7 protein-coding genes and 1 rRNA gene (1 of these 8 cut by a window edge) are annotated in these 17,825 nt (G+C 46.2%); 3 read left to right on the plus strand and 5 right to left on the minus strand.

Annotated features, from left to right (window positions below; translation table 11 throughout):
• Positions 1-26: 26 nt before the first annotated feature.
• Positions 27-2,600 (plus strand): ATP-dependent chaperone ClpB, encoded by a 2,574-nt coding sequence (gene clpB, locus KFE96_RS04090; RefSeq protein WP_255834732.1) that lies wholly within the window; start codon positions 27-29, stop codon positions 2,598-2,600.
• A gap of 73 nt (positions 2,601-2,673) precedes the next feature.
• On the opposite strand, the gene KFE96_RS04095 is transcribed toward clpB, so the two are convergent.
• Both KFE96_RS04095 and KFE96_RS04100 read right to left on the minus strand, forming a co-directional pair.
• Positions 2,674-5,820 carry a TonB-dependent siderophore receptor gene (locus KFE96_RS04095; protein WP_255834733.1) on the minus strand — a complete coding sequence of 1,049 codons (3,147 nt, stop codon included), beginning with the start codon at positions 5,818-5,820 and terminating at the stop codon, positions 2,674-2,676.
• Positions 5,821-6,380: 560 nt separating this feature from the next.
• Positions 6,381-9,512: a TonB-dependent receptor domain-containing protein gene (locus tag KFE96_RS04100; RefSeq protein ID WP_255834734.1), complete on the minus strand. Its 3,132-nt coding sequence runs from the start codon at positions 9,510-9,512 to the stop codon at positions 6,381-6,383.
• Between the two features lie 443 nt (positions 9,513-9,955).
• Between KFE96_RS04100 and KFE96_RS04105 the strand changes: the two genes are divergently transcribed.
• Complete coding sequence (locus tag KFE96_RS04105) at positions 9,956-10,972, plus strand: hypothetical protein (RefSeq protein ID WP_255834735.1); 1,017 nt, start codon at positions 9,956-9,958, stop codon at positions 10,970-10,972.
• 77 nt (positions 10,973-11,049) lie between these two features.
• Here the strand turns inward: KFE96_RS04105 and KFE96_RS04110 are convergent, their stop codons facing one another.
• From KFE96_RS04110 to KFE96_RS04120, 3 genes are all read right to left on the minus strand, one after another.
• Entirely contained in the window at positions 11,050-14,277 is a 3,228-nt protein-coding gene (locus tag KFE96_RS04110) for a TonB-dependent receptor domain-containing protein (protein ID WP_255834736.1), read from the minus strand.
• Between the two features lie 545 nt (positions 14,278-14,822).
• Complete coding sequence (locus tag KFE96_RS04115) at positions 14,823-15,434, minus strand: hypothetical protein (protein WP_255834737.1); 612 nt, start codon at positions 15,432-15,434, stop codon at positions 14,823-14,825.
• A 70-nt stretch (positions 15,435-15,504) separates the two neighbouring features.
• Positions 15,505-16,905 carry a peptidoglycan DD-metalloendopeptidase family protein gene (locus KFE96_RS04120; RefSeq protein WP_255834738.1) on the minus strand — a complete coding sequence of 467 codons (1,401 nt, stop codon included), beginning with the start codon at positions 16,903-16,905 and terminating at the stop codon, positions 15,505-15,507.
• Positions 16,906-17,619: 714 nt separating this feature from the next.
• On the opposite strand from KFE96_RS04120, the gene KFE96_RS04125 reads away from it, so the two are divergent.
• Positions 17,620-17,825, plus strand: a 16S ribosomal RNA gene (locus tag KFE96_RS04125); it runs 1,291 nt beyond the window's last position.

The following is a 17,825-nucleotide window of genomic DNA, read 5'->3' on the forward strand; positions in this document are numbered from 1 at the left end:
TGGCACAATCATGGGGTTGATAACACATGAATATTGAAAGATTTACCGATCGAAGCCGTGGTTTTATTCAAAGCGCACAAGGCATTGCTGTGCGGGAAAGCCACCAGCGCTTTACTCCTGAACATATTTTAAAGGCTCTTCTGGATGATAAGGAAGGTTTGGCTGCGAACCTTGTTCGTGCAGCGGGTGGTAAGCCTGAACAAGCACTTGAAGGTGTAAATGCTGCCATTGATAAGCTGCCTAAAGTGGAAGGCTCTGGTGCTGGCCAGTTGCACCTTGATCCTCTTACAGCACAGGTTTTTGCAAAAGCTGAAGAAATTGCTGATAAAGCCGGGGATAAGTTTGTAACTGCCGAGCGTCTGTTACTTGCGCTTATCCTGACAGCGAAAACCGAAGCAGGTAAAATCCTGATGCAGGCTGGTGCAACGGCAGACAAAGTGAACAAGGCGATTAATGAAGTACGCAAAGGCCGCACCGCTGATAGTGCGTCGGCGGAAGATGCTTATGATGCGCTTAACCGTTTCGCACAGGACCTGACAGAGCGTGCGAGAGAAGGCAAGCTTGATCCTGTAATTGGTCGTGATGAAGAAATCCGCCGCACAGTTCAGGTGCTTTCACGCCGCACGAAGAATAATCCAGTGCTTATTGGTGAACCGGGCGTGGGTAAAACGGCTATCGCAGAAGGCTTGGCGCTTCGTATTGCCAATGGCGATGTGCCAGATAGCCTGCGCGACAAGCGCATTATGGCCCTTGATATGGGGGCTCTAATTGCTGGTGCTAAATACCGTGGAGAATTTGAAGAGCGCTTGAAGGGTGTGTTGCAGGAAGTGGCTCACGGCGAAGGGGATGTAATCCTTTTCATCGATGAAATGCACACACTTGTAGGTGCCGGTAAAACTGATGGTGCTATGGATGCATCCAATTTGCTGAAGCCAGCGCTCGCGCGTGGTGAGCTCCACTGCATTGGTGCAACAACGCTGAATGAATACCGCAAATACGTGGAAAAAGACGCTGCACTTGAAAGGCGTTTCCAGCCTGTTGTTGTACAGGAACCAAATGTGGAAGATGCCATCTCAATTCTGCGAGGTTTGAAGGAAAAGTATGAGCTTCACCACGGAGTGCGTATTACTGATGCTGCGATTGTAGCATCTGCGACGCTTTCAAATCGTTATATCACCGAGCGTTTCCTGCCTGATAAAGCTATCGACTTGATGGATGAGGCCGCGAGCCGTCTGCGTATGGAAACTGAATCCAAACCTGAAGAAATTGATGAACTTGATCGCCGTATAATCCAGTTAAAGATTGAGCGGGAAGCGCTCAAGAAAGAAAAGGATGACGGATCAAAAGCGCGGCTTGAAGACCTTGAAAAAGAACTCGCTGATCTCGAACAGGAATCTGCAACGCTAACTGCTCGCTGGCAGCTTGAGAAAGACAAGATTGCTGGCGGTAAACTGGTGCAGGAAGAGCTGGACCGTGCTCGGATTGAACTGGAGCAAGCACAGCGCACCGGCAATTTTGCAAAAGCTGGTCAGTTGCAACACGGTGTTATCCCTGATCTGGAACGGAAGCTTCAATCTTCCGATGATAAAGCTGAAAACAGTTTGCTGCGTGAAGAAGTAACAGATGCTGATATTGCCTCTGTGGTTTCCCGCTGGACCGGTATTCCTGTGGATAAGATGCTGGAAGGCGAACGTGAAAAGCTTCTGAATATGGAGGTGGTTCTTGGCGAGCGTGTGATCGGGCAATCTGAAGCCATTGAAGCCGTGTCTGCTTCGGTGCGCCGTGCGCGTGCTGGCCTTCAGGACCCGAACCGGCCACTTGGCAGTTTTTTGTTCCTTGGCCCTACTGGGGTTGGTAAAACTGAACTTACCAAGGCGCTTGCGACCTTCCTGTTTAATGATGATAGCGCGATGGTACGGATCGATATGTCCGAGTTTATGGAGAAGCATTCCGTTGCGCGGCTTATTGGAGCACCTCCCGGCTATGTTGGTTACGATGAAGGAGGCGTGCTTACTGAAAGCGTGAGACGCAGACCGTATCAGGTAATCCTTTTTGATGAGGTAGAGAAAGCGCATCCGGATGTGTTCAACATCCTGTTGCAAGTGCTGGATGATGGTCGCCTTACAGATGGGCAGGGCCGTACAGTTGATTTCAGTAATAGCCTGATCATCCTAACATCAAACCTTGGGTCTCATTTGATTGCCGATTTGCCTGATGGCGCGGTGGTTGAAGATGTAAGGCCAAAGGTGATGGAAGTAGTGAAAGGGGCATTCAGGCCTGAGTTCTTGAACCGACTTGATGAAATTACGCTATTCCACAGGCTGGACCGCAGCCACATGGGCGGTATTGTAGATATTCAGTTGGAGCGTTTGAAGAAGCTACTTTCTGACCGAAAAATCACACTTGAACTGACAGATGCTGCACGTAACTGGCTTGGTGATGCAGGATATGATCCTGTTTATGGTGCTCGGCCTCTTAAGCGGACCATTCAAAAGCATGTACAGGATAATCTTGCTGAAATGATTTTGAGAGGTGAGGTGACATCTGGTGATACCGTTACCGTTGATGCGAGTGATGAGGGGATCAAGCTATCCATCTAGCTACGAGAGTTTTCTAAAAGGAAAGGCTGGGGAATTTCCCCAGCCTTTTTTATTGTTCTCTATGTGGCCTGCCTTAGAGGCTTAGGTTCACACCGAGGAAGAAGTAGCGACCAAGTGGGTTCACAGGGAACGCTGATTCTGTGATGAACGGGTTCTTATCAGCAATGTTGTTGATACCACCGTAAACATTCATCTGCTCATTCACTTCATAGCTGAAGGAAATGTCGTGGATGAATACATCACCAGCAAAACCGTTTGGACCGTATAGTACGTCAGCTGATTCAACTTCAACAGAACGTAGTGCCTGACGGCTCTGATAACGTGTCTGCCAGTTAACGCTGAACGGACCACGTGCCCACTGAAGACTTGCACTACCTGCCCACTCTGGACGCTGTAGCTCACCAAGTTCTGGATCAACATCTGTTAGGTCAGCTGGGTTGAAGAAGCGGTCAAGGTTATTCACCCAAGTACCCGCAACATTCAGAGTGAACTGATTTTCTTCAACATCAAACTGGTAGCGAACAGATGCATCAATACCTGATGTTTCAAGTGCCGCGAAGTTCAGCTCTGTCTGACGTAGGAAGTTGAAGCCGTTGAACTGAGGAGAAGATGGATCATCGTTACGCGTGAATAGCGTACAGAAGTTGTTCGGGAATGTTGATGCGTTGTAACAGTTATCAACAATATCCTGAGCACTTACAGAAGAAATGGCATCTTCAATTTTAATGTTCCAGTAGTCAGCAGAGATAGTTAGGCCATCAATGAAGCTTGGCTGGAAGATCATACCAACTGTGAATGTTTTCGCAGTTTCTTCCTGTAGCTCTGCGTTACCGCTTGTTTCACCGGTAAAGCGTGCAGACAGTGGGTCTGCGAAGCCAGCCGGAATACCGTCAGCCGCACAGTTTGCTACACGGTTTTGACCGTTTGCACGTGCAACAGCGTTATCGGAAGCAAGAAGTGCATCAATGTTCACTTGATCACAAGGATCTACCGGACGGAATGTTGCGCCCTGTGAAGGAGCAAACAGTTCGTTCACGTTAGGCGCACGGATAGCTACCGCATATGTACCGCGGAACTCGATATCGCTGATAGGTGCCCATTTACCGCCAACTGTCCAAGTGAAGGCATCACCAACTGTGGAATAGTCTGCGTACCGAGCAGCAGCTGTGAATTCAAGACGATTTGCAAATGGTAGATCTGCTAGAAGCGGGATGTTCACCTCAGCAAATACTTCTTTTACATCGTATGAACCAGTTTCGTTGGAAATCAAGCTCTCTGGATCAAACACTAATGATGTTTGGCGGAAATCATCTAGATTGCGGATAAGTTCGCCAGCATTTGCATCTTGTGTTGTTACCGGAATAACACCGCGCACTAGTGGATCGAATATGGCTGTTGCTTTTTCATCGCGGTATTCAGCACCGAATACAAATCCGATTTCACCACCTTGCAGTGATACGAAATCTGATAGATCACCAGCAACGAAACCGGAGATTACTGTTTGCTCAAGCACACGTTTGTTTTGAATAGTAGTTGTGATGAAATCTACAGCTTCTGCGCTCACTGAATTCGGGCCACCAAGAATGTTAGCAGGTACACAGCTGCCATCATCTGGGTTGAATGTGAAGAAACCAAAATCAAACAACGGAATGTCAAATGGTGTGGTCGGTGCATCGCTACCGTCTAGAGCAGAGCGACAAACTGGGTTGCCGTTTGCATCAGTTGTTACATCAATTGCAGCAAAGAAACGATCTTGAATTACGCGGTTGCGGTCAATTGTTGTACGCTCGAAACGGCCATAGTTACCAGATAGTTCGTATGTCCAGCCATTGTCGAACTCACCTTCGATACCAGCTACAAAACGGTATGTTTCACGTTCGTTTGTATCGATGTTTGGACCAAGGTCTGTTGGGTCACGAGTAATGAACAGGCCACCAGTGGAGTCAGCAAGGCCTTGAAGCTCTGTTGGGATAAACGGGTTGTCCGGAGCAACAGTCAATAGATCATAGAATGTGTTTAGTGGGCCACCGAAATCAGTTTCCTGATACACATACTTACCTTCTGCGAAGAAAGTTACGTAATCATTGATCGCATAACGGCCTGTTAGGTTGATAGAGTATTTCTTATCTTCTGGAACCAAGAAATCTTCATCAAAGTTATCACGGATACCGTCACCACCAAACTGGTTGAAGGCACCAGATACAAGGCCGTCCTGGTAAGGACGTACTGAACCATCGTCATTGATTACCCAACAACCACCGAAGCCGCCGCCTACGTTCTGGCCAACAGTAGATTGGCTACAATCAGCAACACCGTTACCATCTGTATCAAGGAAATCGGCACCAGGGGATGAGAAATCACCTGCTGCAATTACGCCGCGGTTGGAACTGATTGAGAATGTGTGGTTCGGCAAAATTACACGAGCAAAATCACCAAATACAGACGGGTCTGGGTTACGGTCATCATTTGCGATGTTGTTGCCACGTGAGAAAGCACGGTCGCCTTGGCGAATTCCGTTGCGCTCAGAGTAGTTGAAGGCTGCGGTGAAGTTACCACGTCCGTCACCAAAGTTTTGACCATAAAGAATGCTGCCATCAAGCTGGATACCATCACCTTGGCCGGAAATACCTGTTTGTGCGTTTATTTCAACACCCTCGAAGTCGTCTTTGAGGATGAAGTTAACAACACCAGCTACCGCATCGGCACCATATACCGCAGATGCACCACCTGTTAGAACTTCTACGCGCTCAATAAGAGCGTTAGGGATAGAACCAACATCAACGGCGGAGGAACCTTGAACACCACCAACGTGACGACGACCGTCTACGAGAGTAAGAGTTCTTTCATTACCAAGACCACGAAGCTGCAGAACTGCTGCACCTGTAGACGGTGCAAAAATACCATCAATAGAGCCTTGAGAAGAGGTTGTTGTTAGAAGCGCTGGAATGTCCTTCAGTGCTTCAGCAATATCTGTTTCACCGGATAGCTTTAGATCAACACCTGATACCACTGATACAGGTGATGGTGCTGCCGCATTTGGGTCTCGTGCGATACGTGAACCGGTAACCACTACCTCTTCCAGTTCACGATCATCCACATCGTCCTGCGCTTGAACGCTGGTAGCACCAGTTGCTGCAACAGCAAGAAGTGTTGCTGCGCTACCTAAAAGCCTTAGCTTTTTATTTAGTTTCTGAATTTCATGAATGTCTGCTTCAATCATGAAGTTCCTCCTTGTTCCGTACATATTTAAACGGCTTATGCCGCTTGATTATTTGGACATAAGTTCAGTTCCGTTTGTTTATGGAGCTGAGCCAAATCCTGTTTTGTCTCTCTATGTTGAAAACTGGCAACAAGTGCCGATTCTCTACCCAATTATTTAGTTGCCACTCAATAATGATGAGATGTGCGGTTGGCGCGGTTATCTTATTGTTAATAAAGGCCCTATCAACCTCACCGACATATCACGAAAAAGAGAGTATCCGGTTTGTTGCAAGAAGTACGGTTAAGATGGAAAAAACCTACTGAATAATGTAGCGATTTTGACATAATGTTACCTAAAGGTCACATTGAGCTTATCTAATGATTAGCGGCTATGAAGAAAGTTTGCCCCTTAAGGGATACCCATACAGCCTAAGTTTATTATTCTGGTGCTGAGGCGCTACGGCGTGTTTTCGGGATGTAGCTGAAATACGAGGTGGCGGGTGCAATGCAGCAAGTAGATATTAAATAAGGCCGAGGAAAACTCCTCGGCCTTGTTGTTTAAAGAGCTAATTCTAACTGTTAGAAACGAGAATTAAAGCCAATGTAGAAGAAACGACCTACTGATGTAACCGGTGTATTCACTGCGGCCAGGAATGGCTTGCGGTTAAACAGGTTGTTTACACCAGCGTTGATGCCGAAGTTCTCACGTACTTGCCAGCTGGCAGAAATATCGTGAATGAAAGCATCGCCTGTTTCAAATGGATCAGCAAACTGGCCGCCATTGTTGTTTGCAGCAAAACGCTCAATTTCTTCAAAGGATAGTCCGCCCACAAGCTGTGAATCCTGATAACGAACCTGATAAGTGAAGCCAAACTCTTCATAGCTCCAAGTTGTTGATAGGTTCACGTTATACTTAGGAATACCAAGAGTGCCTCTGATGCGTGTTGATTCATCAGGGAATTCCTGGAATTCAAAGTTATCACGATCGATGATGTAGTTTGCGATCAAACGAGAACGGATTGAACCCCATTCGCCTGGAAGATCGAAAGCATAAGTTGCTTCAAAATCGATACCAGATGTCTTCAGAGCAGCAATATTCTGAGTTACCTGAGTAATGCTGTTTAGGCCATTGGTATTTGGGTCACGGCTTTGAAGTTCACAGAATTGGTTATTCAGGTTTGGTGCATCCACACAGCGATCAACGATGTTTTGTGCTGTGATGCTGCCAATAGCGTTCGACAGATTAATTCTGTAGTAATCGGCAGCGATACTTAGGCCTGGAATATATTCAGGTGTCCATACGAAACCTGCTGTGTATGTGTCAGCAGTTTCAGGTTGAAGACCTGGGTTACCACCGGAGATACCTTCAAAGCGTGCTGTATTTGGATCATCAAAGCCTTCAGGAATACCAAGAGCAGCACAGTTTGCCGCACGGAATTCAGAACCTGAATCGATGAAATCAGCATCACACGGATCATCAGGGAAGAAGAAGGCTACCTGCTGAGGGTCGAAGAGTTCCCCAATGTTAGGTGCACGGACAGCACGTGAATAGCCACCACGTAGAAGTAGTTCATCAATTGGCCGCCATGTTAGTGCTACTCTGTATGTATCGGTGCTGAAGGACTGGTTAGCATCACCACCTACAGAATAATCTGAGTAGCGATAAGCACCTTCAACAGATAGTTCTTTTGCGAAAGGAAGGTCTGCAAAAATAGGAATTAGAATCTCCGCAAAACCTTCAGTTACTGAATAACGGCCAGATGTAGGCTGTGTACCACCACCGAAAATCAAATCATCACGATCAGCTGCATCAGGTTCAAAGCTACTTGTTTCACGACGATATTCGAAGCCAAACGCAGTGCTGATTGCACCTGCTGGAAGCGTGAAGAAATCACTTGTATCACCAGAGATAACAGCGGAAACAACTTGCTGCTCGATTGCAATATCAGAGAGTGTACGCTGATAAATAAAATCAGCTGCATCCTGATTGATAGCATTTGAGCCAAAGATGCTTGTCGGAACACATGGGCTGCCAGCACCAGGTTCGAATGTCAGGAAGCCTTCGCGTGTGCTTGGGAATGAGGCTACAGGTGGTTCAGCATCCGGATCAATGCTGGAACGACATACGATATCACCGACTTGAGCGCTGTCACCAGTAATGCCGATTGCACCGTCTGTACCTGGGCGAATTGCCTGAACTAGGTTTGCGCCTAAAGCATCAATATCATCTTGCGTTAGAGCTACAGCATCAACAGAGGCAAAGAAGCGATCATCAAAACGCTGGCGAGAGTTAGCAGCGTTTGATTCTGTACGGCCATAGTTATAGGAAACTTCATAGTTCCAGGTATCAGTGATATCGCCTTTAAAGCCAGTTACGACACGGAAAGAGAAACGATCAGTATCTGTTGTGTTGCGTACTGTATCATCCGCCTGGTCACGTGTGATAAAGATCTGAGCATTGGCGGCATTTGTGAAAATATTCTCGCCATTTGCTGCAGCAGTATCAATCGCCGCCTGTAGTTGTGCTGGAATGAAAGGGTTACCAATTCGAATTGGAATAAAATCGTTGAATGAGTTCACGCCGCCTGCAGATTGTGCATCAACATAGGTGAACTTTGATTCAAGGAAGAATTCTGCAAACTCAGCCACTTCATATGTTACGTTCGCATTTACGCTTACGCGCTTGCTAGGTGTTACAAGGTTAGCGAAGCCCGTATTGTTCAGGATACCATCACCGCCAACGCCGTTTGTGCCGCCAGCATCCAGGCCTGCATTAAAGTTACGCAGTGTACCGTTATTGAAGAAGAAACCACTAGTACCGAATGTTGGGTTTCCATCAGCATCAAAACCTAGCTGGCCTCCGCCACCAAAGATTGCGATCTGGCCTGCGGCAGATGAAATATTAAATGTTTCACCTGGAAGGAATGTAACAGATGCATCAGGGTTCACATCAAAATTGGCAGCAATGTCATCAGTGATGTTTACCTGAGATGCTTGACCAGGACCCGCGAATGAGCGATCAAGACCAATAAGGCCATTTTGATCACGGTATTCAACTGCTACTACAGCGTTACCGCGACCATCGGCGAAGTTACCGCCCGCAGCAATCGACAGGAACAGGTTTTCGGCGTCACCAGAATCTGAAATACCGTACTGAGCGCGTGTATCAATACCTTCGAAGTCGTCTTTAAGAATGTAGTTTACAACACCTGTCACAGCGTCAGCACCATAGATCGCTGATGCGCCACCAGTAAGTACTTCAACGCGTTCAACAAGTGCGGTTGGAATACTGGATACATCAACGGTTGATGATCCTGAAATACCACCAACGTGACGACGGCCGTTTACAACAACAAGCGTACGCTGTGTGCCCATCGAACGAAGGTCCAGTGTTGCAATTGCACCAGCTGAGTTGGTTGCCTGATTAGAGCTAATCAAGATTGGAAGCTCTTTCAGAAGGTTTACAAGGTCTGTTTCGCCAGATTGAAGAATGCTCTCAGAATCAAGAGTTACCACAGGTGACGGCGCTGTCAGGTCTTTCCTGACAATACGCGAACCGGTGATTACTACTTCTTCTACTTCTTGAGAATTGTCATCTTGCGCATTGGCAATGTTGGTTCCGGTTGCAAGCGTAGCAATAAGGGTTGCCGCGCCACTAAGTAGGCGCAGTTTGCTTAGCTTGCGAGTTTCATGAATGTCTGCTCCAAACATGATTATCTCCCAAATACTATCTATGTTTATGTAGACAGAAGGCCACCTTTATTCATTTCTGAAATAAGGTGCGTTTCTGTCTTTCCCATGCCCGAAGAAACCAATCCAGAGAATTGGTAATCCACCAAACATGGCAGAGTATGGAATGAAGTTCATAGTCCCCCGACCAAACTCATTAGAGAGGCTATAAAGATGATTTGGAAATGTAACTAAAGTGATGCTTGGAAAGCGTATACACATGCTAACATTGAGTGCGGTTGTTACTTTTGGGCAACAAAATCTGCACGAATTAGTGTAAAAAATGCTTTTCTATTTCTAGAGATAAGTCTAGCTTATCAAGCCTAAGCTGTTATGTATAAAAGAATTTCTTAGTATATATAAAATTTTAATCGTTAGCGATTAGGTGTATGATGCTCTACCATAAGCCGTAGGGGGCGGTATTCGTGCAACATAATTTATGTGATGAATTTTTAGAATATTGGCAATTAAGGCGGCGGGAAGGAAGACTTCCAGTGCTCTCAAGCACATCTGAGCCGGGTTTTCAGAAATTTGCGGATAGTTATATATGTTTGGGTCTTGAGAATGCAGATATTACCATCTGCAGGGTAGGAGCTGGCGTGAGCAGCGTCTTGCCGCAGGGAGAATCTCTGAGCCTGTTTACAGATTTATATTCTTTGGCATTAAAGCCTATGCAAATGGCCTTGGTGATGCCGTGTTTCACACACAAGGCTGGCTTTTCAAGACGTTCTCGGATTTGGTATGGGCACCGCCATAAAGTGGTTGATTGGTTGCTTTTGCCGGTCGAACATGAAGAAACTGGAGATGTGTTTCTGGAAGGTGTAGCGATTTCAGAAGCCAGTATGCATGAAGATGATCAGCTTATGATCGGGTCTTCAATGTTAGAACGTATTCTCGCGCATAACTTTATAACTTGTGATGGCGATATCAAACTATCTGCTATTGACCAACACGCATGGGCGGTCCTTGAAGCAATGGATGCTAAGGTGTTGGTTGACGGTAACGAGAAAACAGCCATGCCTCATGGTTTGGGTGGAAATGCTGCGTTACTGGCAGCGCAGGCTGCTCGCTCTAATGTTTTGGCGGTAGCGAATGAGGAAGATATAGCAGCTCTTTCACAGCGGCTGACAGGGCAATATAATCTCCGGTTCTGTCATTCTTATGAGGACGCAGTTGCTATTCTGCAAAGCGATATGGTCGATGTTTTGGTTGTCGCGGAGGTGTTTAGGGGCGGTACAGGTCTGGGGCTTGTGCAGGAAGCGCAAAATATCAGTGCGTTCACGGCTTCAGTATTAATGCTAGAGCAAAAAGGTAACCGTGAAGATGTACGTATCGTTGAGAACGGTAACTTTGTACAGTGTCTTGTGAAGCCTGTTGGTGAGTTTGCGCTGAAAAAAGCACTGGATGATGCGTCAGAGCATATTTCTCAGAAGAAAAGCTAGAGTTTGTTTTTTTATTTCTAACAAAAAAGGGCGGGGAAAATTCCCCGCCCTCTCTTTTTGCTATGTCTACAACTAACTTAGAATGCAGCGCGGAAGTTGAAGCGGAACGAACGTCCGAACTCTTCTGCGTTTAGGAAGTTGCCGTAAGCAAGTTCCGTAATGTTCGGCTTGCGATCAAATACGTTGTTGATTGCAGCAGATACATTCACTTTTTCAGTCAGCTGGTAGCTGATAGTTGCATTGTGGATGAACTTATCATTCAAGCTAGTGATTAGGTTATCATCAGCATCGAAGAATGTAAGCGCTTCACGGTCCTGAACGTCAAGATCGAGGCGACCTGTGTAGTTCATACGCCAGAAGACACGTAGCTTGTCGTAGTTATATACGAAGTCTACGTTACCACGCCATTTTTCACGGCCAGCCTGACCAACACGGTTGATAAGTGGGTTACCCTCAACAACCTGTAGGATATCAGTGATACGACGGATACCGCCAACACGGATAGAGAAGTCACCTAGGTCACTGTCTTTAAGGCTGCTGTCGAATAGGCTCAGAGCGTCTGAAACGTCGAAGTCGTAACGTGTGTTGAACTGAACAGCTTCAAACTCAGATGTAGAAGCGTTTTGGAAGCTTCTTGAGAATGAAATAATCTGGCCAGATGCGTCACGCGTGTGAGCGTTACAGATATCGTCTGGGAATGTTGCACTATCGAAACAAGCAGAGATCGCCTGGTTCTGTGTAATATTAGAGATCTGATCTTCGATCGTAATATTGATGTAGTCAACAGATAGACGTAGACCTGGGATGAACTGCTCAGGCTCAACTACAACACCGATAGAGTAAGACTTACCGATTTCGTTGCGTAGGTTCTGGTTACCAGAACTGATACCAGCGATCGATAGGTTACTAGAGATGTTAGTGTGGTTTTCAACGTCAACACCAACAGCAGCACAGTTTTGACGACGGTTACTGTTAGCAGCGTCACCATCTGGGCCTAGGTTAATGAAGCGTGTGTCACAAGGGTCTGTGATGAAGCCTGTAATACCTAGTGTTGGGTCAAACAGTTCCTGAATACCAGGAGCACGGATTGACTGAGTATAACCACCACGTACAGTGATCATGTCGAACATCTGTAGTGTACCAGCAAGAGTATATGTATAGTCTGTACCAGCGATAGAGTGGTCTACGTAACGTGCTTTAGGTGTGAAGTTAAGAGCGTTGATGAACGGAACATCACCATCCTTAAGGATAGGAATGAATAGCTCAGCACCGATCTCGTCAGTTTTGAACTCACCACGTGAAGGCTGAGTTGGAGCATTCTGACCAAGTTCAATTTGCTGGATGCCATCTGGCTCAAATACAGCTTCTTCTTTACGGTTCAAGTAAGTAAGACCGAAAGAAACTGTACCGCCTGGAAGTTCGAATAGATCACCACCAAGGTTAGCCTGGAATACACGCTGTTGTGTATCAGAGCTAGATGTAGATGGTAGAGATACGAATGCAGCAGATTCAGGAGCAAACTGGTTACCGAATAGGTTCAGAGGCACACAACCAGCTAGGTTTGGACGTGCGTCTGTTACTAGGTTCGGGAAGCTTGCATCTGGCTCTAGCTCACCACGAGCGTCAGCAAGAATGCCGTTACAGATGATGTCGCCTGCGCGTGGCGCAGCGTTGATATCAGCTGTAGCAATCTGAATTACTTCGCCGTTACGGATTACGAACTGACCGTCAAGAGCAGAGTTTGCTGTGAATTCTGTAACGTCGTCGTCTGTAAGTGCAACAGCGTCAAGAGCGTTAAATAGGCGCTCGTTGATTACTGTACGTGCACGTGTCTCAAGATCTGATTGACCGAAGTTACCAGAAACTTCCCAGTGGAAGTTACGATCAGCAAATTCGAACTCACCTTTAAGACCAGCAACTACGCGCCATGTGAATGCTTCGTTGAAGTTTTCACCGCCGTTTACAACTGGACCAAGGAAGCGATCTACGAAGAATTGATCATCTGGACCTAGGAATTCGCTAAGAACACCACGCGCCTGATTGCTCAGGAATGGGTTGTCTAGCGTGAAACCTGGTGAAGAACGGTCAGCGCCGAAGATACCAGCAAGAATATCATCCTGCTCAGATGCTTCGCGAGCTTCAGCGTTCTGGAAGATGAACTCAGAGAAGAATGTCGCGTAATCGTTGATGTCATAGTGACCGATTGCGGAAATGTTAATACGCTCTGAAGGTGTGAAGATCTGACGTACGTTGTCAAATAGATCACTACCGCTACCACCATTCGCGAAGAATAGACCACCGTTTGCAGGGCGAACACCTACAGTAAACGGAATAGCATTACCATTTTCGTCAAACTCGAAGAAGTTTTGGTTGCCATCAGCATCGATGAATGCACCGCGACCAATTGTTGGTAGGAAACCGTTAGATGCAGAAGAAATCGCACCAAAGTCACCAAGAGCCTGTGTTACGAAACCACGGCCTGTACGATCAGCGTTAAATACGCGTGTTTCGCCGTCACCGTTACGGCTTGTAAATGGGTTGTTCTGTGTAAAGAACGGACGATCAGCTGCTACAAGGCCATTCTGTGAGTTATACTCAACAGAGAAAGCCAAGTTACCGCGACCTTCAGCGAAGTTACCACCAAATGTTGTTTGGATTTGGTAGCTGTCACCATCGCCTTGATCAGATACACCGTACTGACCAGAAACTTCGAAACCTTCAAAGTCGTCTTTAAGGATTACGTTTACCACACCAGCGATACCGTCTGAACCGTAGGTTGGTGAACCACCGATTAGAAGTGTTTCAATACGGTCAACAAGCGCGATCGGAATAGTGTTAAAATCAACCTGTAGACCAGCTGCAAGGCTTGAGCCCGCTGGTACTGGAGGGTTGTTTGAAACGAAACGACGGCCGTTTACAACAGTAAGAGTACGGTTAGAGCCTAGACCAAAAAGGCTTACTACGTTGGAACCAATTGCGAATGCGCCCTGTGCACCCGCTGGGTTCGCTGCCGGAGCACCGAATTCTGGTGATTCGTTAAGTAGGTCAGCTACGTTAACAAATGCACGGTCATTAAGGTCCTGTTTGCCAAGAATTACGATTGGCTCAGGAGCGCTGTAAGAACTACGACGGATAAGGGAACCAGTTACAACAACCTCTTCCACTTCCAGTTCATCAGTATCATCAGCGTCTTGTGCTTGTGCGATGCCAGTACCAGTAGCCATCACAGCAAGAAGCGATGCTGCGCTTCCCAGTAGGCGCAGTTTGCTTTGCTTGCGAGTTTCATGAATGTTTGATCCAATCATGAAAAATCTCCCTGTTTATAGTTTATATTCGGAATGGCCATGTCCAAGAACTGGCATAGCGATATTCCTCCCAAACTTCCCGGCGACGACGTGAATAAATTCACTCCCTAGCCATCACCAAGTAGTAAAGTATTGATTGAGGTGACTTATTGATTGCCCTATTACCCCACTCAAACTCGGGTCATAACCTACAACCATAAAAACGATTTGCCTATCACATTCTCGTTAAGTATTTCGTTGTGTTGTCAGATATCAACTGATGTGTTGCGCGATATCAACACTTGTTCTTTGGCTTTTCTAGGGTCATTGGTTTTATTTGTAACTAATTTCTCATGAATCCAATGATATAGGTTTTATTTTCTCTAAATTTCTGAGAACAATGCAAAATTTCAGGATAGAGTGTATTTTTCTCTCTATTGCTGATCAGGACTGAGTTAGTCGCATTGTGTTGTGATGTTTGAAATGTAACGAAATGATTCGCTACCAGTATTGTAATTACATGACCAATATAAAGATTGGTCATGTAATATTAGTTTAAAACGCTCTTATTTCTTACGTTTAACCGGGTAAGCTCTGGATTTACCTTCTACAGTCATGGTGTAAGCACCAAAAGGACTCCGCTTGATGGTGACTTTTTTGCCCTTTTTAAGGGAGCGAATATCCGGTCCATCAATCTGTTCCCAGGTCTGTCCGTTGTCCAGTAAGAAGAGCACGCCGCGGCCATAGCGTTTGCGTAAATCTTTCACTGTTGCGGTAATGATTTTTGGCGTTTCCTTGCTTGGGCTTTTACCGAAACTATCCTTGCGTACTTTTTCGGTTTTCTTTTCTTGCTCAGCTTCTTTTGCCTTAAGGCGTGCCTTTACCCGCTTCTCAACTTCAGCTTCAATCAATCTTTCCGTTTGCTGAGTGGTTGGTGCAGGCGCAGTTGCGCTTTTGCTGGCCATTTTAGGAGAAGTTCTTGTCTCTACTACCTTCTTGCCGCCTTTAAGCGTTGCGACATATTTATCATAGCATGCAAGACGTGCTGCGCCGCTGGTGATTTCACTACATTTAATAAGTACATCTTTATCTTGTGCCAATAGTGTAGGGGAGAACACGGCTGTTGATAAAAGTGTAGCCCCCGTCAGCAAAAATTTTGAAGTATAAATACTGGACATTACGTCGCTCCCAATTGTTCCCGCGAACCCTAGCACAGACTATTTCGCAGGAACAATGTAGGAGTTGAAATTATCGGTCGGCGTCAGTGGTTTGGTTTTCTTTTGAAGCGAGTATCAATTGCAATTCAGCAGTTTTTTCAATTTCAGCTGTGATTCGCGCCTGATTCTCTTGAAACTCTTCCAGAGATTTTCCCTTTAGCGTCTTTCCTGTAGGTAGCTTTAGTGTAAGAGGGTTCACCTGCTTGCCGTTATAAAGTACTTCATAATGTAGATGAGCTGCAGTCACTCTGCCTGTAGCTCCGGCATATCCTATAATCTGCCCCTGTTTCACACGGCGGCCTTTCCTAATACCTCTACCGTATTTGCTCAGGTGGGCATAAGCGGTTTTGTAACTGCCGTTGTGACGAATACGTATATAATTGCCGTAACTACCATTTCTGGCAGCCATCTCAATAATGCCGTCACCTGCTGCCATGATAGGGGTGCCTGTGCGTGCTCTGAAATCAGCGCCTTTGTGCATACGGGTGTAGCCAAGAACCGGGTGCTTACGTCTGCCGTATGATGATGTAACAACAGCTACATCAAGCGGGGTTTTCATGAGTGCCCGCCTGGTGCTTTCGCCGTTCAGGTCATAATAGCCTTCGTCACCGTTTTCTTCCTGAAAATATAGGGCATTAAGCGTGCGTTTCTGAAGGCCGATCTTGGCACTCAAAATACGGGTGTTTTCGATGTCGTCATATTTTGGGGCATAGTTCCGCTCATAATATATCTCGAAGTTATCTCCCACTCGGATTTCGCGTTCAAAGTCCACGTCAAAACTCAGCATGCGAATAAGTTCGACTATAATTTTGTCGGGTAACCCGGCCCGCTTGCTGGACAGGTATAGGCTGTCGGAAATAACACCGGTTACAAGCTGGGTAACAGGGACGGTTTCCACAGGGATGCGCTTTGCGTCATATGATGCACCTTTCGCTTCCACGATTGCAACCTCAGAGAACGTGTCGCGAATCTTTAAGATATGAATTTTATCTTGGTCTGAAGTATCGACAGATATTTCAACTTTCTGGCCTGCACGCAACTTCCGCAGATCAGTTACATTCTTCAGTTGATTGATAGCGGTATGGGCATTGCTGTTTGAAATACCAGCTCTTCTTAAAAGGCGTAGCAACGTCTCTGATTTTTTCAGTGTGTAGCTGGTTTCATTATAGCTCGGTTCTTGAGGAATTGGTGCGGTTGGCGCGGTTTCCGTTATAGGCCGTGATTCTATTTGCTTTAAGGCGACAGTTTCATCCGGTTCCTTGGGATTGCTTGGAAGGTTTAATATTACCAAACCAAGCACGCCCAGGCCTGCAATAATACCGAAAGCAGCGGGCGACTCCGATGCACTAAATAGCTTTTCAGAATCTAGTTTCGAAATTGCTTCCATCAGTTTGCGCTTTGCACGCATTAGAATCGTTTGCCAGTTGGCCATTGTTACTCTTTTCTACACATATAATGATTCATCTGATTCATCCCTCAAAGGGGGCGAAAAACTGCATATACTCTTTATATATATAGGGCAATATATCTCCAGCGTTTTTTCGCCCTGTTGTTACGGTGCTGGGAAATATATAGGAGTGAAAGCCTAGGTTTTCTGCGGGTTTCTATGGTTAGGGGTGAAAAAAGTAGGTTTTTTGAAATTTAGGGCTTGCGTTTCATAGGCGTTATCCTTAGAAACCCCTTCACCGCCGGGGCACACTGCTCTACCGGACACGACCTCAGGGGTCGCTGAAAGGTAAGAATGTTGGCTCGGAGGTCATGGCCTAGAGAAGCTTAAAACATTGTTTAAAAAGCTTCTTGACATGATCAGGTAACTGAGAATATAAAGGCCGCCCTGCCGCACGCTGACGAAATGTCCGGTCCGGCGCATTGCCCAAATCGAGAGGTTTAGGAAACTGGATTTTCCGGTTGGGTGATTTTTTTTGCTCTTTGACATTGTAGGATGGAAGGGAGATGTGGACGGTGGTCTGGAAGATCATCATCTATATTTCCGAGATACTTCGCCAGTTTTACGGCTGGTCGAGTATCAGATACATATTAATATGTATCGTCAGTTAATTCTTGAGCATGTTATTTATAGCATGGTTTAGATTTTCTGGTTGTGTGAATAGATGGTGGTTCGTTGGAACCATTATTGGTTCCAAGTCAACTTGAGAGTTTGATCCTGGCTCAGAACGAACGCTGGCGGCACGCCTAACACATGCAAGTCGAACGCGAACGGTTCTTCGGAACTTATTAGAGTGGCGGACGGGTGAGTAACACGTGGGAACATGCCTTTCAGTAAGGAACAACGCTTGGAAACGAGTGCTAATACCTTATACGCCCCAAGGGGGAAAGATTTATCGCTGAAAG

The sequence above is a fragment of the Kordiimonas sp. SCSIO 12603 genome, assembly GCF_024398035.1.
Lineage (GTDB): Bacteria > Pseudomonadota > Alphaproteobacteria > Sphingomonadales > Kordiimonadaceae > Kordiimonas.